The 24,414-nt window shown below is 45.9% G+C and carries 19 protein-coding genes; 13 read left to right on the top strand and 6 right to left on the bottom strand.

The window, feature by feature from the left end; all coding sequences use genetic code 11:
* Window positions 1-128: 128 nt before the first annotated feature.
* On the bottom strand, window positions 129-2,453 hold the full coding sequence (locus tag B7360_RS13900; protein ID WP_085343781.1) for an FdhF/YdeP family oxidoreductase: 2,325 nt from the start codon (window positions 2,451-2,453) through the stop codon (window positions 129-131).
* 666 nt (window positions 2,454-3,119) lie between these two features.
* Here B7360_RS13900 and B7360_RS13895 point away from each other — a divergent pair.
* The 10 genes from B7360_RS13895 to B7360_RS13850 all read left to right on the top strand — a co-directional run bounded on the left by B7360_RS13895 (window position 3,120) and on the right by B7360_RS13850 (window position 16,550).
* On the top strand, window positions 3,120-4,004 hold the full coding sequence (locus B7360_RS13895) for a LysR family transcriptional regulator (RefSeq protein ID WP_046875405.1): 885 nt from the start codon (window positions 3,120-3,122) through the stop codon (window positions 4,002-4,004).
* A 53-nt stretch (window positions 4,005-4,057) separates the two neighbouring features.
* On the top strand, window positions 4,058-4,888 hold the full coding sequence (gene fdhD / locus B7360_RS13890) for a formate dehydrogenase accessory sulfurtransferase FdhD (protein ID WP_085343780.1): 831 nt from the start codon (window positions 4,058-4,060) through the stop codon (window positions 4,886-4,888).
* A 406-nt stretch (window positions 4,889-5,294) separates the two neighbouring features.
* Entirely contained in the window at window positions 5,295-6,689 is a 1,395-nt protein-coding gene (gene uhpT / locus B7360_RS13885; protein ID WP_021707729.1) for a hexose-6-phosphate:phosphate antiporter, read from the top strand.
* A gap of 138 nt (window positions 6,690-6,827) precedes the next feature.
* Window positions 6,828-7,436 carry a transcriptional regulator UhpA gene (gene uhpA, locus B7360_RS13880; RefSeq protein ID WP_005376090.1) on the top strand — a complete coding sequence of 203 codons (609 nt, stop codon included), beginning with the start codon at window positions 6,828-6,830 and terminating at the stop codon, window positions 7,434-7,436.
* Window positions 7,436-8,938, top strand: coding sequence for a signal transduction histidine-protein kinase/phosphatase UhpB (gene uhpB / locus B7360_RS13875; RefSeq protein ID WP_085343779.1), 1,503 nt, complete (start codon window positions 7,436-7,438; stop codon window positions 8,936-8,938). Before uhpA ends, uhpB begins: the two co-directional genes overlap by 1 nt.
* A gap of 6 nt (window positions 8,939-8,944) precedes the next feature.
* Complete coding sequence (locus B7360_RS13870; RefSeq protein WP_085343778.1) at window positions 8,945-10,285, top strand: MFS transporter; 1,341 nt, start codon at window positions 8,945-8,947, stop codon at window positions 10,283-10,285.
* 124 nt (window positions 10,286-10,409) lie between these two features.
* Window positions 10,410-11,627, top strand: a complete 1,218-nt coding sequence (gene manA, locus B7360_RS13865; protein ID WP_085343777.1) for a mannose-6-phosphate isomerase, class I — start codon at window positions 10,410-10,412, stop codon at window positions 11,625-11,627.
* Between the two features lie 350 nt (window positions 11,628-11,977).
* Entirely contained in the window at window positions 11,978-13,240 is a 1,263-nt protein-coding gene (locus tag B7360_RS13860; RefSeq protein ID WP_085343776.1) for a hydroxymethylglutaryl-CoA reductase, read from the top strand.
* Window positions 13,241-13,646: 406 nt separating this feature from the next.
* On the top strand, window positions 13,647-15,215 hold the full coding sequence (locus tag B7360_RS13855; RefSeq protein WP_085343775.1) for a DUF1800 family protein: 1,569 nt from the start codon (window positions 13,647-13,649) through the stop codon (window positions 15,213-15,215).
* 9 nt (window positions 15,216-15,224) lie between these two features.
* A complete protein-coding gene (locus B7360_RS13850) occupies window positions 15,225-16,550 on the top strand; it encodes a DUF1501 domain-containing protein (protein ID WP_085343774.1) in 1,326 nt (441 codons plus the stop codon).
* A gap of 86 nt (window positions 16,551-16,636) precedes the next feature.
* On the opposite strand, the gene B7360_RS13845 is transcribed toward B7360_RS13850, so the two are convergent.
* Window positions 16,637-17,731, bottom strand: a complete 1,095-nt coding sequence (locus tag B7360_RS13845) for a ketoacyl-ACP synthase III (RefSeq protein WP_005394577.1) — start codon at window positions 17,729-17,731, stop codon at window positions 16,637-16,639.
* A 162-nt stretch (window positions 17,732-17,893) separates the two neighbouring features.
* Between B7360_RS13845 and trxC the strand changes: the two genes are divergently transcribed.
* Both trxC and B7360_RS13835 read left to right on the top strand, forming a co-directional pair.
* On the top strand, window positions 17,894-18,328 hold the full coding sequence (gene trxC / locus B7360_RS13840) for a thioredoxin TrxC (protein WP_085343773.1): 435 nt from the start codon (window positions 17,894-17,896) through the stop codon (window positions 18,326-18,328).
* A 176-nt stretch (window positions 18,329-18,504) separates the two neighbouring features.
* Window positions 18,505-19,665 (top strand): MFS transporter, encoded by a 1,161-nt coding sequence (locus B7360_RS13835; protein ID WP_085343772.1) that lies wholly within the window; start codon window positions 18,505-18,507, stop codon window positions 19,663-19,665.
* A 49-nt stretch (window positions 19,666-19,714) separates the two neighbouring features.
* Here the strand turns inward: B7360_RS13835 and B7360_RS13830 are convergent, their stop codons facing one another.
* Entirely contained in the window at window positions 19,715-20,104 is a 390-nt protein-coding gene (locus tag B7360_RS13830; RefSeq protein WP_005394584.1) for a nitrous oxide-stimulated promoter family protein, read from the bottom strand.
* 13 nt (window positions 20,105-20,117) lie between these two features.
* Window positions 20,118-20,627 carry a GNAT family N-acetyltransferase gene (locus B7360_RS13825; RefSeq protein WP_053808379.1) on the bottom strand — a complete coding sequence of 170 codons (510 nt, stop codon included), beginning with the start codon at window positions 20,625-20,627 and terminating at the stop codon, window positions 20,118-20,120.
* 136 nt (window positions 20,628-20,763) lie between these two features.
* Between B7360_RS13825 and B7360_RS13820 the strand changes: the two genes are divergently transcribed.
* Window positions 20,764-20,955: a DUF2986 domain-containing protein gene (locus B7360_RS13820; RefSeq protein ID WP_005376066.1), complete on the top strand. Its 192-nt coding sequence runs from the start codon at window positions 20,764-20,766 to the stop codon at window positions 20,953-20,955.
* Window positions 20,956-21,004: 49 nt separating this feature from the next.
* Here the strand turns inward: B7360_RS13820 and B7360_RS13815 are convergent, their stop codons facing one another.
* Entirely contained in the window at window positions 21,005-23,176 is a 2,172-nt protein-coding gene (locus B7360_RS13815; protein WP_085343771.1) for a TonB-dependent receptor, read from the bottom strand.
* 88 nt (window positions 23,177-23,264) lie between these two features.
* Window positions 23,265-24,002 (bottom strand): siderophore ferric iron reductase, encoded by a 738-nt coding sequence (locus B7360_RS13810; RefSeq protein ID WP_085343770.1) that lies wholly within the window; start codon window positions 24,000-24,002, stop codon window positions 23,265-23,267.
* Window positions 24,003-24,414 lie beyond the last annotated feature (412 nt).

The following is a 24,414-nucleotide window of genomic DNA, read 5'->3' as shown; positions in this document are numbered from 1 at the left end:
ACTATTTAAATTCAGCCCCCTAAGCGCCTTCGACGAAATGATCTAAAGGCAAAGTGAGCAATTAAAAACGGCTGATAATTGATATCAGCCGTTTGCTTATCTGGAATGTCGTTGTGCTGGTTTGGGAACTATTCTGCTTCCACCAAAGCGATCTTATCGGATGTCGATTTTTCCAATTTGATCGCAATAAACTTAGAGGTTGGCGTAAACGTTCTATCCCCATAACTATCTAAAGGAACCAATGGGTTCGTTTCTGGATAGTAAGCCGCCGCCTGACCTGCTGGCACATCATAGGCAACAAGCGTAAATCCGCTCACGCGACGCTCTACGCCATCTTCCCATAATGACACCATGTCCACTTTATCGCCCGGTTCAAATCCGAGTTTACGAATATCCGCTTCATTGATAAACAGTACTTCGCGCATACCAAATACACCACGATAACGATCATTTAAGCCGTAAAGTGTCGTATTGTATTGGTCGTGTGAGCGCATGGTTTGCAAGATCAAATCTGGCTTTTGGCCTTTTTCGAGTATCGCTTCGCTGATCAACTGTTTCGGCAACTCACTAGAGCTGAACTGTGCTTTGCCGCTTGGTGTATTCCATCGACGCTCGGCAGCTGGGTTTACCAAGTGGAATCCACCCGGGTGTTTAAGCTTATGGTTAAAGTCGGTAAAGCCCGGAATCGTGTCGGCAATCAAATCGCGAATACGGTCGTAATCTTCAATCGCCCACAACCAATCAATTGGTTTTGCCCCGAGTGTCGCATTGGCAATACCGGCAATAATCGCTGGTTCTGAACGCAAATGCTCCGAACGCGGTTTTAGCTGACCAAATGAGATATGTACCATGCTGAAAGTATCTTCAACCGTCACACCTTGTGGGCCCGTCGCTTGCTGATCAATCTCAGTACGGCCTAAGCATGGAAGAATAAGCGCATCTTTACCTGTGACAAGGTGAGAACGATTTAACTTCGTCGAAATGTGTACGGTTAAATTACAGTTTCGCATCGCGTTGTGCGTACGTTCTGTGTCTGGCGTTGCTTGTGCAAAGTTACCGCCCAAACCGATAAATACTTTCGCTTGCCCTTCTTCCATCGCTTTAATGGCTTGCACAGTGTTGTGGCCTTCACCACGCGGGACGGCAAAGTTAAATCGACTTTCAATGCGATCCAACAACAGATCTGAAGGTTTTTCATCAATACCCATCGTACGGTCGCCCTGAACGTTACTGTGGCCACGCACTGGTGAAAGACCCGCGCCCGGCTTACCAACGTTACCTCGTAACATTTGAACGTTTGCGACTTCTTTAATGGTTGGCACAGAGTGACGATGCTGAGTCAACCCCATTGCCCAACACATGATCACACGTTCTGCACGTCGATACATACTCGCCACCATCTCGATTTCACTTAAATCAAGACCCGATTGTTCCGCGATGTGTTCCCAAGAGGTTGCGTCCACTTCAGCCAAATACTCATCAATACCTATCGTGTGTTGCTTGATGAATTCACGGTCAAATACCGCTTTGCCACCGTTTTGAAATGCCTCGCGTTCCCATTGCAACAAGAATTTCGCGATGCCACGAAACACTGCCATGTCTCCGCCTAAAGCAGGACGCAGGTACGCCGTGTTGGTAGGCTCTGAGCCGTTGCTCAACATCTCAATCGGCATTTGTGGGTTTTGGAAACGCTCTAATCCGCGCTCTTTCAGCGGGTTTAGACAGATAACCTGTGCACCACGTTTTACCGCTTCGCGTAGAGGTTCAAGCATTCGTGGGTGGTTCGTGCCCGGGTTTTGACCAATCACGAAAATCGCATCAGCTTCTTCAAAATCATCAAAGATCACTGTGCCTTTACCAACGCCAATGGTGTCTTTCATCCCGATTGCACTGGCTTCGTGGCACATGTTGGAGCAATCTGGGAAGTTGTTGGTACCGAATGCGCGCACAAATAGCTGATACAAAAACGCCGCTTCGTTGCTTGCACGACCAGAGGTATAAAACTCCGCTTGGTGCGGTGAATCTAATTGATTGAGATGTTTCGCGACAAGTGCAAAAGCCTCATCCCAAGAGACTGGCACATAGTGATCGGATTCGGCATCGTATCGCATTGGGTGCGTGATACGACCTTGGTATTCCAACCAGTAATCAGTTTGCGTTGAGAGAGATGAAACGCTGTGATTGGCAAAAAACTCAGGATCAACCAGACGATTGGTCGCTTCCCAGTTTACTGCTTTCGCGCCATTCTCACAGAAATTGACTTTACCACTATCTGGCGACTCACCCCATGCACATCCCGGACAGTCGAAACCGCCATTTTGGTTGGTTTTGAGCATAGTGCGAATGTTTTTAACTGCATTTTCACTGCCCCACCAACTTCTGGTTACGGCTTTCAGTGCACCCCAACCACCAGCTGGACCTTTGTATGCTTTTATTTGTTCTTTTTGGCTCACGACTTTACTCCTCGCAGATATACCAGCAAGCAGGGTACCCGTGAAAACAAGCGCGTTATTTATTGAGATAATGCGGAAGTATTGAAGGGCTTAGTTTCTAATCCATGTATTTTTTAATCCAAATAAGTAACCACTCAACATGCTCTCGCTTGTCCGAGCGTTTACTTATCTAGATTCTTGATATCGGATACCCGCCTACTGTTTCTAAGACTGTTAGATTCAATTCGCATTGTTGCGCCTTGATCTAAATCAAAGATTAAGTCGTTATTCAATATGCGTCCAATTGATAATCCTGACCGAGTGATAAACAAAATCTATGACGAATTTTTCCACTGACGCTCATCACATTTTTAATCAATACAGTTTATGAGGTTAATCGTTTTCCCATTCGATTCCACCTAGTTAGCTTAACGAACTCAATAAAATCGGCATTCTTGATAATAGATAGTATCTATCACACTATAGATACTTTAAATTTGACCCTAATTAATATCAGGAATAGCCTTGATTCAGATCAATTTTGAGTGTGGTTTTATTCTTGACTTGGTTTTGGTTTTCCATTTCCCAGTTAAAACGCTCCAGCGCTTAAAAAGTACGGTAGTGCTGTGCCCTTTTTTAGGGAGTTCCCCGTACATGTGACTCACAACGTAAGGTGAACAATCCATTATGGATATCAAACAACTGAAATATCTCATCGCACTTGAACAGACCAAACACTTTGGTCAAGCCGCCGCATTGTGCCACATTACGCAGCCTACTTTGTCCATGAGAATCCGAAGCTTAGAGGAAGAACTCGACCTCGAATTAATCCAGAGAAGTCAACGATTTGAAGGATTTACTGAAGCCGGAGAGCGCATTTTAGCTTGGGCAAAAACCGTCTTAGCCGCTCATGATGGATTGCAAGCCGAAGCCGCCAACTGCCGTGGTCAGTTGGTCGGTTCACTTCGGCTTGGAATGGTGCCACTCGCCAGCCAAAACCCGATGCAATTGCTCAAACCATTAGCTCAACAGTTCCCTGAGTTACGCTTTCAAATACTCTCCATGACGACCGAACAGATCATAGACCAACTCAATCGCAATCAGCTTGATTTGGGGATGTGTTATGTCGATCAAGTCAACACCGCTTACTTCGATGTTATCGAGCTAGATTCGACCAAACTTGGCGTTTTATTCGATGAGCGTCATTTTGATTTTGCCGAATCTGAAGTGTTGTGGGAGTCACTCAATAACATTCCGCTAGGGCTGCTTTCGAAGGGCATGCACTATCGCCACTCGATTGATCTTAGCTTTGTGAGTAAAGGGCTAGTTCCACAAACCGTCATTGAAAGTAACTCCACCTTTCACTTGATCCAAGCAGTAACCAGTGGCCTTTGTTGCGCCATTATGCCGCTGAATTGTGGATTGGAAGAGTTGAACGATACGCTTCGCATTATTCCTATCGAAGAAGCCGCCGTTCACGCCCCGCTAGGTTTGTTAAAGCGAAAACAAGAACCCTTCTCCGCGCTAACCGATCAGTGTTTCGCAGAAGCAAAAAGCATATTCAATCGATAACAACAATCCACACGTCAATTTTTGGCATACACAACGGCTTATGAGGTGATTTCATGAGATGTACTACTCAATCTTATTTTGAACTGTCCGATTTCAATCAAGCACCACCTCAACCAAGTGCATTCAATTACCGAGAATTGATTGATGGCCGCCCAGTGCAACAAATGTCGTTGGCGAGCGAGTCCGCTTTAGCTATCAGCTACAACGGCATTAGCCAAGCGGTCATGATGGTGACGCCAGGCCATCTGGAAGACTTCGTGAAAGGGTTTAGCTTAAGCACAAGCATCGTCCACGACTTCAAAGAGATCAAAGACATTGAAATTGGTGGCGATCACGAATCTCACTATGCGGAAGTGGAAATCAGCAACCGCGCTTTCTGGGCGTTAAAAACACAACGCCGAAATCTTGCTGGCACAACAGGATGCGGCATTTGTGGCGTCGAGGCTCTTGAACAAGCTTTGCCTGATTTGGCGCCGCTGACCCCGTCTCTTCCTCCGCGCTCCGATGTATTTGAAGGGCTGCGAGACAAAGTCGCACTGCATCAAGAAGCCGCACGTGAATCTGGCGCGTTACACGCCGCTTTATTTGCAGATTTACAAGGCAACATCAAGTTGTGCCGAGAGGACATCGGCCGTCACAACGCGCTAGATAAGTTGATTGGCGCATTGGCCAACAATCACATCGAGCCTCAAAGTGGCTTCGCTATCATGACAAGCCGTTGCAGCTTGGAGTTGATCCACAAAGCCGTTCGCGCGCGCATCCCCACTCTGGTTTGCTTATCTGCACCTACAGCGTTAACCGTCGAATGGGCAAGAAGAAACCATTTGAACCTAATTCACTTACCAAAACACGGCTCGCCGCGTCTATACAGCCCTGCGCCTTAACACGTCAACTTAGCCGAATTCCTAATATTTCTAACAGAGACCTCTGGGTCTCTGTTGTTTGCTTCTCGTTCCCAATTGATACTTAGCGACAAGACACTATTCTCTCCAACCAAACGTGCTCACCCCTTGTCTGCACTAAGCTTACGCATATTAACCCGCTTGCATTTGAACGCTTTCCAATCCGATAAGAACCCTGTCAAAAACCCATAAATTAGTAAGGATTTTGTGTGACTCTTTTCACGCTTTTCCGCCTTCCTAGGCACTTCTAGGAATTTTTCCTAGCCGATCTAGGCAACCATCTCATGTGCCTCACAAAACCACTCTCTAGAATTCCGCTCAGTCAAAGGTAACAAGAGCGCATAACGGTCTCCGTTGTGTTTCTAAAACAATTACAAGAGAGTTCATCATGTTAAAATTCCTCGAACAGGTGCGGAAGCCGACCCTCGATCTTCCTGTCGAAGTTAGAAGAAAGATGTGGTTTAAACCGTTCATCCAATCTTACTTGGTCGTATTCATCGGCTACCTAACCATGTACTTGATTCGTAAGAACTTCAATGTCGCGCAAAACGACATGATCTCAACTTACGGTTTGAGCATGACAGACCTAGGTCTTATTGGCCTTGGCTTCTCCATCACATACGGCATCGGTAAAACCGTTGTGTCTTACTACGCTGACGGTAAGAACACCAAGCAATTCCTCCCTTTTATGCTGATCCTTTCTGGTCTTGCCATGCTTGGTTTCAGCTTCAGCATGGGCGGCGGTAGTGCAAGCCTGTTCTTGATGGTGGCTTTCTACGCTCTGAGTGGTTTCTTCCAAAGTACTGGTGGCCCTTCTAGTTACTCAACCATTACAAAATGGACACCTCGTAACAAACGCGGCTCTTACCTAGGCTTGTGGAACATGTCGCACAACGTTGGTGGTGCGGGCGCAGCGGGTGTTGCTCTTTTCGGTGCTAACTACCTATTCGACGGCCACGTAATCGGCATGTTCGTGTTCCCTTCTATCATCGCAATCATCGTTGGCTTTATCGGTATGCGCTTTGGTAGCGACTCACCAGAAGCTTACGGTCTAGGTAAAGTAGAAGAACTTTTCGATGAAGCAGTGAGTGAAGAAGACACCGCCGCTGAAGAAAACCAGATGACCAAGAAAGAAATCTTTGTTGAATACGTTCTTAAAAACAAAGTTATCTGGCTACTTTGCTTTGCAAACATCTTCCTTTACATCGTTCGTATCGGTATCGACCAATGGTCAACGGTATACGCGTACCAAGAGCTTGGCCTGTCAAAAGAAACGGCAATCTCTGGCTTTACTCTGTTCGAAGTCGGTGCACTTGTGGGTACGTTGATGTGGGGTTACCTGTCTGACCTAGCAAACGGTCGCCGCGCATTGGTTGCTTGTGTATCTCTTGGTTTGATCATCGTATCGCTTGAGTTCTACCAGCACGCCACTAGCGAGTTCATGTACTTGGCCTCTCTATTTGTATTGGGCTTCTTGGTGTTTGGTCCGCAACTTCTTATCGGTGTTGCCGCGGTTGGTTTTGTCCCTAAAAAAGCAATCAGTGTGGCTGACGGCGTAAAAGGTACATTCGCTTACCTAATCGGTGACAGCTTCGCGAAACTTGGTCTCGGTATGATTGCAGACGGTACACCAATCTTCGGTCTAACAGGCTGGAAAGGTACCTTCGCAGCCCTAGATACCTCCGCCATGATTTGTATTGTTTTGCTTGCTTTCGTCGCTATCGCGGAAGAGAAGAAGATTCGACACGCGAAGAAGCTTCAACTTGCACAAAACCAAGCCTAACTTCTCTGCGCGCTTTACTTCGGTAAAGCGCGCAAGATCATTAAAATGAGTTGTTCAATTCAGTATCATTAAAGGTTTTTCTATTGGCTCCTGTTGGAGCTTATTGTTGTTAATCGTCTGCTCTATTTGGTTGTAATAATGATTCATGTTGCTCTAGTTGATGATCACGTCATCGTGCGTTCTGGTTTCGCACAATTATTAAATTTAGAAAGTGATATTACCGTTGTTGGTGAATTTGGTTCTGTCGCAGAAGCGCGCAAAGGGTTGCCTGCGGTACACCCACACGTCGTCATCCTAGATATTTCCATGCCAGATGAAAGCGGCTTAAACTTTCTTAGCGAAATACCAACTGGCATTGCCTGCGTGATGCTTAGCGTGCATGACTCCCCTGCGATGGTGGAAAAATCACTAAAGCTAGGAGCAAAAGGCTATCTTAGTAAACGCTGTAGCCCAGACGAACTTATTCAAGCCGTGAGAACCAGTGCTTCTGGCGGCTGTTACCTCACATCAGATATTGCACTTAAACTTGCAACGCCTAGCGACAACACCACCTCTCTATGCCAACTGACAAAACGTGAAAACGAGGTATGTCAGCTACTTGCTACCGGGTTAGATGTAAAGTCAGTCGCGGCAGAGCTTGGCTTGAGCCACAAGACCGTGCATGTGCATCGTGCAAATGCCATCGACAAACTCGGCGTGAAAAACAACGTTGAGCTCGCCAAACTATTTTCTCAAGAGTCCTTTTAATGCGAGCTTATGCTGTTACCACCATTTGCGGACTTTTTGTTATGGCTTGCGCCTGGTTCTGCTTGTGGGTGATTGCCTATTACTTTGTCAATGATCCCGAGCTGGCGATCTTATTGTTTCCTTTCGCTTTACGATTAGGTGTCGCCCTGCACACTCGCACCGCTTATTGGCCAACGATTTATCTTTCAGAGTGGGGGCTTTCCATCGCACTTGCGATCTTACTGGGTCAACCGCAGTGGCTTACCGTGCTGATTGCGAGCATTGCCAGTATCCCGGTCACTCTGATTGCGAAAAAATACTACTACGGAGACCAAAACCGCCATTTAGCCGTGATGAGCGTTGTCATTATCATAAGCGCGTTTATTAATGTGATGGCCGTTGGTTTTCACGTTCCTTCGGTTTACATGGTGTGGCTGGCTAGCATTTCTGGAGGCTTGCTCGTGGTGCCTATGTGCTACTTGTTATGGAGTTATTTGTTCCAAAGTCGTTGGTCTCCGCTTAGCTCTCTCCTACTTAGTAATGCCGTTGTATTTCAGGTGCGTCATATCGTGCTTTATGCGCTGCTTTTGATCGGCAGTATTTTGGTGCAAACCAGTTTGCCTGAAGAGCTAAAACGATTTGCGCCATTTTGTATGGCGATTCCAATCATCGTGCTTGCTCTGCGTTACGGCTGGCAAGGGGCCCTACTCGCCACCATGCTCAACAGCATTGCGCTGATTGCGGCTCGCAGCGGCGTATCAAATCTAGAAATCACCGATTTGTTATTATCTCTCTCGGCGCAAACCATCACCGGCATTATGCTCGGTTTAGGGGTTCAGAAACAAAAAGACCTCAATCACAAACTGCGCGGCGAACTTGCACGCAATCAGAATTTGTCTCGCCAGCTTATCAAAGCGGAAGAATCCGTAAGACGCGATATTGCGCGCGAGCTACATGACGAAATCGGCCAGAACATCACGGCGATCCGCACACAAGCCAACATCATTAAGCGGGTAAATAACGCAGAAACAAGCGTGGGTTGCGCCGACATGATCGAAGGGCTTTCCCTCAACGTGTACGACACCACTAAGCGACTGTTAAGCAAGCTAAGACCAAAAATGCTGGATGATTTGGACTTAAAAGAATCCGTCGAGCAACTAACGCGAGAAATGGAGTTCGCCAATCACGGAACCAACGTTCAACTGAACTGGCAGGGCGATTACACCAGCCTGAGTGACACACTCAAAGTCACCCTATTCCGTTTATGCCAAGAATCATTAAATAACGCAGCCAAGTACGCAGAAGCGCAGTTGATCAATATTGAACTGACAATTGGAGAAGCTGCGGTGTCACTGATGATTCACGATGATGGTGTCGGCTTCAAAGTTCAGGACAGCATGAAAGGCATGGGCGTTCGCGGCATGCAAGAGCGTGTGCACGCGTTAGGTGGAAAAATGGTTATCTACTCCACCAGCGATCAAGTGATCGGCACACAAATCAGCATTACTTTACCTAAGGTGTAACTCAAGATGTTTGGATTTTTACGTTCACCTAAATTTACTCAACCGAGTCTGAGCAAGGAGCAAATCGACCAGCGTTACCACCATTGGCGTTTGCACATTATGTTGGGGATGTACATCGGCTACGCAGGTTTTTACTTTACCCGTAAGACCTTTAACTACGCCGCACCAGCTATGATTACCGATCTTGGCTTAGATAAAGGCGATTTGGGTCTTATCGGTACACTTTTCTACATCACCTACGGCTGCTCGAAGTTTATTTCTGGCACGATTTCGGATCGCTCTAACCCTCGTTATTTCATGGGGCTAGGCTTGATTGCGACAGGTCTGGTCAATATCGCGTTCGGTTTTTCTAGCTCACTCGCGGCTTTCATTACTCTGTGGATCTTAAACGCGTGGTTCCAAGGCTGGGGCTGGCCTTCATGCTCGAAGCTGTTAACCACTTGGTATTCACGTTCCGAGCGTGGCTTCTTATGGGCGATTTGGAACACCGCACACAACGTTGGTGGCGCGCTGATCCCTATTTTGGTGGGCTATTTAACGTTGCACTACAGCTGGCGTGAAGGTTTTATTCTACCCGGCATCATCGGGGTATTACTCGGTCTATTCGTTTGTTGGCGATTGCGCGATAAACCCACAACAATGGGTTTACCAAGTGTCGGACAATGGCGCAACGACGCGCTAGAACTTGCGCAAGAAAATTACGGACGTGGCCTCACCTACCGCGAAATTCTGAAATCGTACGTATTTAACAACAAATACATCTGGCTGCTCGCGTTCAGTTATGTGTTGGTTTACATCGTCCGAACCGCAATAAACGACTGGGGAAACCTGTATTTAACCGAGCAGCATCACTATAGCCTGATTAACGCCAACGCTGCTCTGTCGATGTTTGAAATAGGTGGTTTTGTTGGTTCATTGGTTGCGGGTTGGGGCTCAGACAAACTCTTTGGCGGTAACCGTGGGCCAATGAACTTGCTGTTCGCGATTGGGATTTTCTTATCTGTCTCCGCGCTTTGGCTGATGCCTCTGACCAACTTTGCATTCCAAGCGGCGGGATTGTTCTCCATCGGCTTCTTTGTCTTTGGGCCACAAATGCTGATCGGTATGGCGGCGGCGGAGTGCTCTCACAAAGATTCTGCCGGCGCGGCAACAGGATTCGTGGGCTTGTTCGCCTACATGGGCGCAGCATTGTCTGGTTATCCATTGGCGTTAATTCTTGAAGAATATCATTGGACGGGTTTCTTCATCACCATTTCAGTTTGTGCAGCCGTTATTGGCCTTTTGTTGCTGCCATTTTTGCAAGCGCAACCATCACGAAAACCACTCGACCCAAAACCTCGATTGTAAATCGACTTATCGCCCTTCGGGCAAATTGGCGAGTGACCTAACCACGCTCGCCATCCTTATTTAACGTATCTCTGCTCAATTTTTCTTCCGATTAAGTTCGGAGGGTTAACTATGGGAAAAATTCATGAATTTGAACACTATTTCATCGCATAGCTTCTTTCAAATGAACAACAAAATCCAAAACTACGCTTGGGGAAGCACCTCTTCTATTCACGATTTGTTTGGCTTTTCTAACGAAGCGAATGAGCCTCAAGCAGAAGTATGGATGGGGACTCACCCAAACGGCTGCTCTGAAGTTCAGATTGAGCAAAACACGCTGCCTTTGTCTGAACTGATCAAACAAAACCAACCCGCTTACTTATCAGCAGAAACCGCAGCGAAATTTGGCGACCTGCCCTTTCTGTTTAAGATCTTAGCGGCCGAACATGCACTGTCGATTCAAGTTCACCCAAGCAAACAAGATGCCGAAATAGGCTTCGAAAAAGAGCAAAGTGCTGGCATCCCACTAAACGCGAGCCATCGTAACTACAAAGATCCAAACCACAAACCTGAGTTGGTATACGCACTGACAAGTTACCAAGCCATGAACGGTTTTCGCTCGTATGCCGAGATTATTGAGGCATTTAGCCTTTGTGATATCGATGAGCTACGCGCGCCATTAGATGCATTCAAACGCGAAATCAACTCACAAGGTTTGCGAGATTTCTTTGTGCACATTCTGACCATGGAAGGAGAAACAAAAGAGCGAGCACTGAAACAGCTTCTTGCCCACGCTTCACGTCAATCGGAGCAAGGCACTGACAGCGACGTTTTCCAGCTCATCTTGGATCTATCCACTCAATACCCCGGCGATGTCGGCTTGTTTGCGCCATTACTGTTGAATGTCATCACGCTGCAGCCTGGCGAAGCGATGTTCCTTAGCGCAAAAACGCCACACGCTTACATTAAAGGTACGGGATTAGAGATCATGGCGAACTCAGATAACGTTTTGCGTGCAGGACTCACGCCGAAACATATGGATGTTGAAGAACTGGTTAAATGCACAGATTTTGTGCCTAAGCCTTTTGACAGCCTTGTTTTAGAACCCAATGCCAATGGTTGCCAGAGCCTTTACCCCGTTCCAGTCGCAGACTTTAGTTTCAGCATTATTAACCAACCGAATCACGACGTGGTTGAGGCAAACAGCGCAGAGATTTTGATGGCGATTGATGCCGAACTGACACTCATCAGTGATAACGGTGAGACGTTAACCGCCGCGAAAGGACAATCTGTATTTGTTCCTGCTTACGTTGGCCATTATCGCATTCAAAGTGCGGGACGTGTGGCTCGCGCTTTCAACTAGTTTTTGAACAACTGATTCAAACTAGCGTCTGACCCAAGGGACTGGGTTAGACAATTTATTCCTTTCATAGATTGAGCCAGTCCGCTTTTAAGGTACTCATGCTTACACTTTTTCGACTCAAATCCGCAGCGGCCTAAGCCATCTAAGTTCTCTACCCCCGATTATTCTGTTCACTACAGCACTCATTGTCAAAACCCATTTATTTCTGGTAAATCCTCCGCTCCAATATCAAATTACTTGGATAACAAAGGCGCTCACACAGTGGTATTTGTTGCAAAACGTATAATCAACGTTGTAATCAAAGCCCCAATCACTACAATCTCTGGTTCGATTTTTCAGTTAACGTTTGTATGCCGAAGTTAAACCAAGATAACCCTGTTCAAAGCTCCGCCCTTTCCGATATCGAAACCAGCAGTAAGATTCAATCGGCATTAGAACCGAAGTTTCACAAGCCAGAGAAACGTCTCTGCTTAAGCCCTGGCCTATCGGATAAGCATTTGGCGCGCCGTTGGCAAGTATTGGAACAAGTGACCAATAAAGATCATCTTCTTGATCCTTTCACACAGTCACATTGCGACGCTTACTCCAACAACATCGAGCACTTCATTGGTACTGTCAATGTGCCGGTCGGCATCGCAGGTCCTTTACGCGTCAACGGTTTGTATACGAACGACGACTTTTTGGTTCCGCTCGCAACGACAGAAGCCGCGTTAGTCGCTTCCTACAACCGTGGCGCAAATCTTATTACCGCTGCTGGTGGCGCGAGCGCATTGTTGCTGAGTGAAGGGGTGAGCCGAACGCCAGTGTTCGCCTTTAATAACCTTGCCGATGCGGGTCAGTTCGTCAGTTGGGTTGTGACCCAGTTTGACGCATTTCGTCAAATAACGGAATCCACCACCTCACATGGCAAACTCAAAGACATCAATGTAAATATCGAAGGAAACCACGTTTATTTGGTCTTTGAATACGTGACCGGTGACGCTTCCGGACAAAACATGGTGACCATCGCAACAAACGAAGTGTTCCATCATATTTTGGCGACCAGCCCAATCAAACCAACGCAAGCCTTCTTGGATGGCAACTTATCAGGCGACAAAAAACCAAACGCGCACACGCTGCGCTCGGTACGCGGTAAGAAAGTATCCGCCGAAGTGACCATTCCTGCTGAGTTAGTGGAAAAATATCTGCATACCACGCCGGAATCTATGGTGCAATTTGGCAAAATGACCACGGTGGGTGGTTTACTCAGTGGGACGATTGGCGTAAACGCGCATTACGCGAATGCCCTTGCCGCGCTGTACATTGCGTGTGGTCAAGATGCCGCTTGCGTTGCAGAGTCTGCCATTGGTATCACTCGTATGGATGTGGACGCTCAAGGCAACTTGTACGCGTGCGTGACCTTGCCAAACATCATGGTTGGCACGGTTGGCGGGGGCACTAGCCTTCCAACGCAAAAGGCATGTTTGGATATTTTGGGTTTGCACGGCAACGGCAATGCGAAAGCCTTAGCCGAAGTCGCAGCTGCGCTTTGTCTGGCCGGTGAACTCTCAATTGTCGGCGCATTTTGTGCCGATCACTTCTCCCGAGCTCACCATAAGCTTGCTAGAAAATAATCCTTTTACTTTGTACAAGAGAACACCCATGCGGTTTTCTCTTGTGCCAATAAAACAACTTTATTTATTAGCTCATAAATTAGTTTAAGTTATATTGCAGACTTAATAATTGCATCACTCTCACGTTGACCGCATTATTGCAGTATCACCACACATTCCTCGCTATATCACTGTTTGACCCTATTCTCACGTGATATTAAATATCAGTACGTTACCTAAATAAATATCAAAAACATCTAGCACTAAAGTACCAAATTCATAGATTGAGTTTTTTGTTAGTCACTTATAGAGACTATACTCGTTCCTGCAGCTGCTTGATTTTTCTAAATTTATTATTTAGCTCAACTGAGCTTAATCACTCCCGTTAAATGGATTTAAGTCGTTCCCTCGGGTAAGCGAGTTAACTATGAGACGTCAGAAACAGAATGAAATCTCTTGTTGGGTACTAGGGTTGATTATCTTATTACTAAGTTACGTCCCTTCAGTACCAGCAGAAATGGAACTAACGCCCTCCGATCAAACCGTTGCGCGTTTCCTCTATCAGAGCACTTTTGGGCCAACACCAACATTAATTGATGAGGTAGAAGAAGTCGGGATGGAAAGTTGGATATCTCAACAAATCTACCTTCCTGCCACCTATCATCAACCGCTCTATCGGACACCTTTTTCCAAAGGCGCACAATCCAATCGAGAAAACGCTTGGTATCAAATTGTTATTACCGCTGATGATCAACTCAGACAGCGCATGGCGTATGCATTAAGCCAGATCTTAGTGGTCTCTCGCTATGGCGGTGTCCTTTCCAGTAAGCCCACTGGTCTAGTCGACTACTATGATGTATTGATTGCTAACGCTTTTGGCAACTACCGAGATTTATTATATGACGTTTCCATTCATCCTGTTATGGGCAGCTATTTGTCCATGCTCGGTAGCGCAAAAGAGAACAACACGACGGGTGCATTACCTGATGAGAACTTCGCTCGAGAGTTGATGCAGTTGTTCACCCTAGGCTTGTATGAACTGAATATCGATGGCAGTAAAAAGCTTGATCGTACAACGGGTAAGCCTATCCCCACATATACCCAAACGGATATTCAAGAGCTCGCTCGAGCATTAACTGGGTGGAAAAATGCCGATTTAGCGTTTGTCGAACCGATGCGAGTCATCAGCCACCGACACGATGATGGCGAGAAACGATTGCTTGGTAACACAATTCCTGCTGGTTTAACTGCGCAAGAAGAGCTTTCAAAAGTGATCGATATTTTGATGTCTCATCCAAACATGGCGCCGTTTGTTTCTAAGCTACTTATCCAACGTTTTGTAACTTCGAATCCAAGTCCGGAGTACATCGCACGTGTTGCTTCGGTATTCAATAACAATGGCGAAGGAGAAAAAGGAGATTTAAACGCGGTCATTCATGCCATCTTGCTCGATTCTGAGGCTCTAGGCATGACAGATACCCCGCCAATAAAAGTGAAAGAGCCAATACTGGTCCTAACTAATTTTCATCGAGCAGCGGGTTTTACAATCAAATCTACACGTTACGAAGACGCTACTACGATGATGAATATCGCCAATCAAGGACCTCTTCGTTCTCCTTCCGTATTTAATTTTTACTCTCCTGACTACCAACCATCTAACGAGTTTACGGAGTCTGGTATTAGCTCTCCGGAGTATGAGCTACTGAACTGGTCCGTTTATACCGATTTGGTCAACTATATGTTGACCAGCTCTCGCAGAGGCGGCGGTGATTCCTACACACTCGATCTCGGCGAGTTCTATCTTCTTTTGGATGATCACGATGCCTTAGTCGAGCTGGTTAACGAACGCTTCTTTGCTGGAACGGCCTCGGCGGAATTAAAAAAACTCATGCTCACCGTGTTAGATGAATATCGTGAGGACTATGTGCCAACAACAAAGCTCGCCTTGGTGATTTTTACCGCCATTTCCGGCGATGAATTCTATATTCAGGATTAGGAGTGGATTATGGATATTTCACGACGACATTTTATAAAAAGCACTGCATCGATGGGCGCTTTAGCTTCGCTTGGTCTACCAGGTTATTCTCTCGCGGCGCCATCTAATGACTTTCGAGCATTAATATGTGTCTATTTAGCAGGTGGAAACGATGCGTTCAACACTGTACTGCCGTTGTCTGACGCGCACTATAACCAATATGCCAAAGTCAGAGGGGCTCTTTCTGTCGCCAAAGACGACATACTCCCTATCAATTTGCGTACCGCCGATAGCTCGGATAATCTGGTAGAACTTGGCTTACACCCCAAACTAAAGGCGCTGTCTTCAATTTTCGAACAAGGCGATGCCAATATCGTGCTCAATAGCGGTATTCTCAACCATCCCGTTACAAAACAAGCGATTGAGCTAGGTGAAGCGTCACTTCCCGAGCAACTGTTTTCCCACAATTCACAAACAGACGCTTGGTTACTTGGTGGTATGCAAGAATCTAGCAATTTGGGTTGGGCGGGCAGAATGTTGGACGTATTAACTTCTGAATCAGAAATAACCCCGCTATACAGTGTGCACGGGAACTCGCTTTGGTTACGCGCGATGGAACACCGCCAAACCGTGCTGAAAAAAGACCGTGCGGTTCAGCTTACCGCGATTGATAACCCCCTATACAAGGGGATCTATGATCAACTGCTTTCTCATCAAACAGAGAATCCTTTTAGTGGTCACTTTAATTTGATGGTTGATGAGTCGATGATGATGAGCCGCGTGCTAAGCGAGCAACTCAATCATATTGATGACGCGCCGCTGTTCACCTCATCAACACTCGGCAAGCAGATGCAAACCGTCTACAAATTGATCGCAAGCCAAGATGTGTTAAAGCAACAACGACAAGTCTTCTTCGTTAAACACTCTGGCTACGACCTACACGATTCTCAATTAGTTCGACACCCCGTACTACTCGAAGATCTAGCGACTAACCTCTTAGCAATGTATCGTGCGATTACGCGGTTGGGGCTAAACAAGCAAGTCACCTCTTTTACAATGTCTGACTTTGGTCGACGGATGACAAGCAACGGTAACGGCACCGATCACGGCTGGGGTGGTCATCAACTATTGATTGGGGGCGCGGTGAATGGTCAGCGACCTATCGGCACATGGCCTGAACTAGTATTGGGCGGAAACGATGACTATTCTCAAGGTCGACTCATACCCCAAATTGCAGCTGATCAAGTGGGCTCAACCCTCGCGCAGTGGATGGGTGTGAGTGATAACGCGGCACTGGAATACGTGTTCCCGAATATCCGCAACTTCGCTAATTCAAACCTTGGCTTTATGGCTTAAGCTGCTTTAATGAGCTCTTAATTAACTTGTCATGAAAAAGGGAGCATTTACGCTCCCTTTTCAATATCATTTCCGCTGAGTGTCCGTTACGCTTCGTCGCGACGGCGCTCGTTACACAGCTTAATGGCACGCTCAAGTAATTCTAGCGCGGATTGCTCACATTCAGGCAGAGCCGCATCACTTTCACCAATTGGCGTTACGCGGTCACCCCATTTCAATACTGCCGCCCCCCATGTCAAACCTGCACCAAATGCAGCAAGAAGCATGTTATCACCTGGGTTAACTCGGCCTTGCTCTACCGCTTCACACAATGCAATTGGCACCGTCGCTGCAGAAGTATTGCCGTAGTTTTGGATGTTCACAAACGCTTTGTCGTGTGGGATCCCAGATAGGTCACATAGGGTTTGAATAATACGAATATTCGCTTGATGAGGAATAACAACGTCGATTTGATCGGTAGTTAACTGTGATGCTTTAAGCACGGTTTTCGCAGCTAGCCCCATGCCTTTTACCGCACGTTTGAAAATTTCTTGTCCTACAAAGTTGAAATCCCAGTAACCGTTGTCTTCCGCAAAGCGATCCATACAAGTACCAAACTTTGGCACGGATAGAATATCGCGACCTTTAGCGTCACAACCAATTTGAGATTGCAGTAGACCCGTTTCTTTTTCTGTTCTTGATAACACAACGGCGCCCGCGCCATCACCAAATAGAACAGCGGTATCTCGCATGGCCCAATCGATGTAGAAAGACAATCTTTCCGCGCCAATAATGATCGCGTTGCGATAGTTACCTGATTGAATCAAACGTGTGCCCGTTTCAAGGCCGTAGACAAATCCCGTACATGCGGCATTTAAATCAAAGGCCGCCGCAGAACGAATGCCCAAGTTCTGCTGTATTTTAGATGCGATGTTTGGAATAAGTGAATCCGGAGAACAAGTCGCCACAATGATTAAATCAACGTCGCTTGCGTCAACGCCCGCGCGCGCCAATGCGTGTTTGGCAGCAACGGTTGCCATGTCTGAAGTATTTACATGGCTAATACGGCGGTTTTCGATACCGGTGCGGGTACGAATCCACTCATCTGAAGTATCAAGGAAAGTGCTAAGATCATCGTTAGAGAGCACGGCAGGAGGTACACATTTCCCCCAACCTGTAATTTCAGCGTAGTAATTTGTCATCGCAGACCTATTTATTGTTGTATTTTAATAAAATTTCTTAGAACCTTAGGCTCAAATACAAACCTGCTCTGCGTTATTTCGGCAGGTTAAAAAATAAGTATACAAATAATGAGGCTGACTGGTAAGTCATGTTTTCATCAATACGTAATTAAGGAAGAAGTCATGTCATCGTTTAAAACTCGCTGCCCTTCATGCGGCGGTCTGAATCGTGTCCCTAATGAGCGTGTTGCAGAACCTGCAACTTGCGGTAAATGTAAAAGTGCACTTTTTGATGGCGCGCCTATCGAGGGAACGCAAGATAACTTTTCTGCTCTATTACAAAGTGATACGCCTGTTGTCGTCGACTTTTGGGCCCATTGGTGTAATCCGTGCGTCGGTTTTGCCCCTGTTTTCTCGGATGTCGCTCATGAACAAGCAGGAACGGCTCGTTTTGTAAAGATTGATACAGAAGCACAACAAGCGCTCGCTGCACAATTTGGCATTCGAAGCATTCCTACCATCATGGTTTTCAAGAACGGTCAACGCGTTGATATGATCAATGGTGCGCTGCCTAAGAGTCAGTTTGATCAATGGTTAAATCAAGCACTTAATAAGTAATCCTCCACGCCAACCTCACTGGTAGGTTGGCGTTTTTATGCAACTTATCGACCTATCTATTTAACAAATATTATTTGTCGAAACGACTTAAATTAATCATTTTACTTGCCTAACTATTAGCCTCATATTCGCGCCGAATAACCCATAGATTTCATTTAACTTATAGGCGCAAAACAGTGGAAAACACAGTCGTTCCTGCAGCATCACCACGAGTTACAGTTCCAGTCGTCGCACTGTCTCTTTATGCGGTGGCTTCGGGCTATTTAATGAGCTTGATCCCTCTCATGCTCGGTGAATACAACATCTCAGCAGATTATGCGAGTTGGTTGGCGAGTGTTTTTTATGGCGGCTTATTGGTTGGCGCGATGTTTATTGAACGTGTCGTGCGTCAAGTTGGTCACCGCAAAGCATTTATTGGCTGTTTGGCTGCCTTTTCGCTCACTATCGTTGCTCTACCAGCATTCCCGAATGGCCTAGTTTGGCTCGTTGCGCGCTTTATTGCTGGCGTAGCAGTTGCTGGTGTGTTCGTGATCGTTGAATCCTGGTTGATGTCGGGCGACGAAGCATCACGCGCAAAACGCCTAAGCCTATACATGCTTTCTCTGTACGGCGGCTCGGCTCTAGGTCAATTTGGTATTGGCGTTCTTGGCGTAAGTGGCGGCGTACCCTTTGTTGCGATTACAACATTGATCCTAATGGCGATGCTGGTACTGATGTTTATTGAGTGTGAACAACCAAACAGCCATGAATCAACCGCTTTGTCATTTAAGCAAATCGCCAAGCTAAACCATGCTGCAATTATTGGTTGTGTTGTATCAGGTTTGACCTTAGGCGCGATCTACGGATTAATGCCTGTTGAGCTAACTAACCGTAAAATCAACCATCAAGACATTGGTACATTGATGGCATTAGTGATCCTAGGTGGCATGTTGGTTCAACCAATGGTGACCACATTGAACAAATACATGAGCCGCACAGTGCTAATGGCGTTCTTCTGTATTTTGGGTATTTTTTCGATCGGTTTGACCTTTATTTCATCGTCAGCCGTGGTATTAGCTGCTGCTTTATTCTTTTTAGGTGCAGCTACTTTTGCCTTGTACCCAATTGCGATCAACTTAGGTTGTGAAGGACTTGATGAGCGCTTTATTGTCTCTGCCACACAAGTCATGCTGTTCAGCTACAGCATTGGCTCTGTTGCTGGCCCGGTTGTGGCTGATAAATTTATGGGCCAAGAACACGGCTTACTAGGCTACTTGTTTGCCGCTTTGGTTGCGACTGGCGTATACATGCTACTTGCAGCGAGTAAAACTAAGCAGCGTATGGCGGCTGGCCTCTAACCACGCAACTTCTACTCAACGAAAACGAGGGCATGTCGCCCTCGTTTTTTTATTCTTCGCTTTTTTGTTTAGATAAACGTTTGTGACGGTTTGACGCGTTCGCAGCAGGTTTTTCCGGTACCGCGCGCTTTTCATGAAGTAAATGACGAACCGCCAAGATGGGATGTTTCAGTAGCATTCTGGGGCCAGAGTAACGCATGACCAAACGCATTTGCTCTTTCGGGTCCGGTTTATAACAGTGAATCGGACACTTGTTACAGGTAGGTTTATTCTCTCCATAAGGACAACGGTCAAGACGAACTTCTGCGTATTCAAGCAGCTCACGACATTCTGAGCACAAGTCACTTTTTGTTCCATGGTGATCGTGACAGTAAACCTCTACCATGGCTTTTACCGTCTTAAATTCAGTGGCGAGCTTGCCAAGTAAAATATCGCTCATGAGCTTCCAAAAATCACAACGTCATTGTGTAAAGTTCTAACGTTCGACCATTATCGTATTGCTGCTCAACTCGTTCAAACTCAAAGCCCAGTTTTTTGAGCAAACTTATACTACGAATATTGTCATTGTTGGTGATGGCAGCCAACTTATCGAGTTTCATTTCCCCTCGAGCATATTCCAGCACCGCGGTTGCCGACTCGACTCCGTAGCCGCAACCATAAGCAGAAGGTAAAAAACCATACCCGAGATCGTAGTGTTGCAATGTGTCACGTTTAACTAGCCCACAAATACCGATCGGTTGTCCATCGTCTTTTTTCTCTACTACGAGTAAACTCACGCCTTTAACTTTTTGCATGCGTAGCATGTTTTCTTTTATATAACGCGCCGCTTCATATTCAGTACGAATTTGTTTATCTCCGACAAAACGGTAAAAGTCTGGGTGGTTATAAAGTTCTAATATGAATGGTGCATCATCCACACTCACAAGACGTAATATCAAACGTTCAGTGATCAGTGTTTTCATTTTGACTCCATTAAAACGCGAGAGATGATTGGACATAGAAACGTACTTGAATCTTGCGACCGACGTAAGGGCTTATTTAGTTGTAACTTGATAAAAAAATAACTATCCTGCCCCGCTAAATTAAAGGACCACCACCATGAACCGCAAGAAGAAAATCAATCAGATCTTAAAAGCGAAGCAGAAGAAGCATAACGCTAAGCTACATAAGAGCAATAAGCCGCGTTATATCTCCAAAGCTGAACGTGCAAAAATGGAAGCTGAAGAACAAAACCAAGCTTCAGAGCACACGGAAAACGTTGTAGACACAGCGCAGACAGATCAAGCCTAAAAGAAAAGCCGCTTTAAGCGGCTTTTTTGATACTCGAAGAGAGTTAGCTTTAGTATTCAACACTGTAGTTCAGTGTGAATGTGCGACCTCTTCCTTTGTAGTCGTACGCTGCTGCATCGTAGTGTGCTGCGTAGAGAATCTGCGCACGTTGTCCCCAAGCGGTTGTGTAGTCTTCGTCAAATAGGTTTTGAATACCAAAGCCTAACTGCCCAATAGGTAGTGTTACATTACCCAGAAGATCAAACGTGGTGTAGCCCTCCAACTTATTGTTGGCGTCATCTTCGTAATCAAACATCGTCTGACTTTGTAGACGAATTGAGTACGAATCTTGGTAGTATGCAGCCCATGCATTAGCCTTAGACGTACTGGCTTTACCTGCGCTCAAATCCTCCCATTTACCATCGGTTTTCAGCTCAGAAACTACGTAGTGTCCTGATGCCCCTAACAGGATATCGCGGGTCACCCAGTAATTGATGTTTGCTTCTGCACCGTAAACACGCTGCTCGTCGTCAACATTCGTAATCAACAACGTTTTTCTATCATACTTGATGGAGTTGTCGGAAAGCGAGTAGTAGCCTGCCGCCTGAAGCGCAAGAGAGTTGGTATCAAGACGGTAACCGATCTCATAGCTGTCCGTTTTAATACCTGACATTTTTGAGTCAGACACATTAATGCTGTTGTTCAACGCATAGTGCCCGTTTGCATCCACAGCATCATAACTGCCTTGACCATAGTACTTCGCAGGGTCAGCAAGTTCGAAACCTTGAGAGAAGTTTGCCCAAAGTTGAGATTCATCATTAAGCTGATAAATGGTGCCCAAATTAAACAGACTTACAGAGTAGTCGGTGCTGCCACCTGGTACCGCATCCGCTGACACCCCCTTACCCGAGGCAATCTTCTTTTGTACGCTATAGGCAACAAAGTCATCAATCTTGTTGTCCATGTATTGATAGCGGTAGCCTGCTTGAACGGACCAATCTTGATTAATTTGATAGTCACCTTGAACAAACATTGCGTAAGACGTTACATCTACACCTGGGTAACGACCAACTTCGGCGTACGTTTTATTAATCAAGTTTCCCAAGTTGTTCGCGATAGTTGGATCGAACAGAGCTTGATTGCTCTCAAAACGGTCTAAATACGCATCAACACCATAAACAAGGTTGAATGATTCCCAGTTTTTTGCCAGTGCCAAACGTCCAGCAAAAACCTCTGTTTTTTGCTGAGAAGCACCTTGATAATAAGGAGTAAATGTTTGGTCTTCACTTCGGTAAGATAACTCGCCAATCAGTTGATGACCGAATACGCTGTCGTGAGCGTAGTTCGCACTTAAGAGAACTCGCTCTGTACCGTGTTCACGATCGGAATCGAATCCCTCTCGTACATCAACAAATTTATTGTTAACAATGTACAAGCCGTATGGCGAATCTTGCTGGCTGTCATAGTATTGTGCGACAAGGTTTAACTTGCTGGCATCGGAGATTTGAATCTCTGTCGATCCCATCACATCGAGCGTTGAATTGTACTGCAAAGAGCCTTGGGAGATATCTGGCGTGACAATGTCGCCATTTGCGTCAAATGCACCTTGTGTCTCGGTGTACACAACCGAACCCCTAGCGGCAATTCGCTCATTACCACCTGAGATAGACTGCGCTAGTTTGTAATCAAAGTCATCGCTGCTGTTAAAACCTGTAGTGCCACTCACGTAGGATTCAAACGACAAGTCATCGGAGTAAGCTTTCTTGGTGATAATGTTGATAACACCACCTGTAGCGCCAGCCCCATAAATGGAGGTTGCACCAGATAGTACTTCAATTCGCTCGATGTTGAATGGGTCAATTGCATCAAGCTGACGACTAATTGGGCGAGAAGACTGCAGTGAGACACCATCAATCATCACCAACATCGCTCTGCCACGCAGGTTCTGGCCGTAGTTAGTTCGACCACCCGTACCAACGTCTAGCGAAGGAATGGTCGCAGAAAGAATGTCACCAAGTGTCTTGCCCGCGCGATATTGTTGGGCAATTTCCTCTTGCCCTACAAACCAAACCGTTCCTGGAATATCAGAGATCGATTTCGGCATCACACTGCCCACGACCACCATTTGTTCATCACTTGGTGTTGATGTTTGTTGAAGTTCTTCCGCAGCTATTGAGCTAACTGCGTATCCACTGCTCATCGCAAGTACGATGAGATTAAGAGAAAACGTCCTTTTTATCATTGTATTTATCTTTTGTTGTCAACAAGAGCATGCAATGATACTTATTCTCACTCTCAAATCGAGCACTGTTACATAAGTTAACCAAATGTTAATTAGGATTATGCTTGCTCATAAACTGTCGATTTTTTTCTAAACGAGGACAATCTTCACAAAGCTTTCTGCCTTCACACTTATAGACTAAACAACAGCTTTTTCTGACCAATTTTAGCGGCTGATCCAGTGACGTCTCATAAAGTGAATGACTACTGTTGGCATCTAAACCCAATGCCTGTAACCACAAGATGGCATGCTCACGCAATGTCGTGTTGGTCATTTGCGGAAAACGCTGTTGAAGACGAATCAAACAAGCCATGATCCCATCCGACATCAATTGGTGAGTGAAACCTGGGCGAATGCGCGTCCATTGACTCATTTCTTGTTGGTAGAAATCGAACAACTCTCGAATTTGACGTCCGGCCTCTTTTATTAATTCTTCTGGCTTACCATGTATATGTGTTTCGTCAGCGAATCGATATCCAGATACAAAACAAGGCTTGAGTTGCTGCGCCATCTCACGAATGTTTGGCAACGTGTGGAAACCGTAAATAGAAATGAACGCAACATAAACAGGCTGCCAACACAACAAATCCCACGTTCTCGTCAACCAATACGCTTTTCCTGCTTCCGGATGAGCCTCAGACAACTGTTGGTAAAGGCCTTGAATGATCGGATTGATATCATTTTCGATATGAATAACTTCTTGCCCTATTTCGCCAATATCACCGTGCAGGTAAGGCGTAATCTCACTCGAAGTTTGAAATAGTTGCGGGAAAAATTGCTCAGACATGATGGTTTATTGTTGGTGTAGTCATTCTGACACCTTTATACCCAAGCACTAATCGCAATGCAAACTATTATCCTTTGTGTTCACATAACCAGAGCCTATTCTCATCAGTGGTCTCTGTCTCTATTTTCAAGCTCTTTGCGCCCGTAAGGTCTGGTTACGTATGCGATAAATAGCAACAAACTCTTAAACCTCTTCGCATTTAGCGCTGACATGACCGTAAAAATACACAGCATAAAAACACCCTGATAAAACTGTGTTAACAGTTTCCCTGTGTAGCGTGAGTTATTGCCAATAATTGAATATTGCTGTTTCTTATCCAAAGGAGTGTGAACAACATGAAGTATTTTCTTTCTGAATATCGGGACAATGTAATTAAGTAATTTGGCTATATAGCCCCCTGTTTTGAATAAGG

Source organism: Vibrio sp. ArtGut-C1 (genome assembly GCF_002105475.1).
In the GTDB taxonomy this organism is placed as follows: domain Bacteria; phylum Pseudomonadota; class Gammaproteobacteria; order Enterobacterales; family Vibrionaceae; genus Vibrio; species Vibrio diabolicus.
Note: the sequence above shows the minus strand (reverse complement) of the source record. Positions and strands in the feature narration are given on the sequence as shown.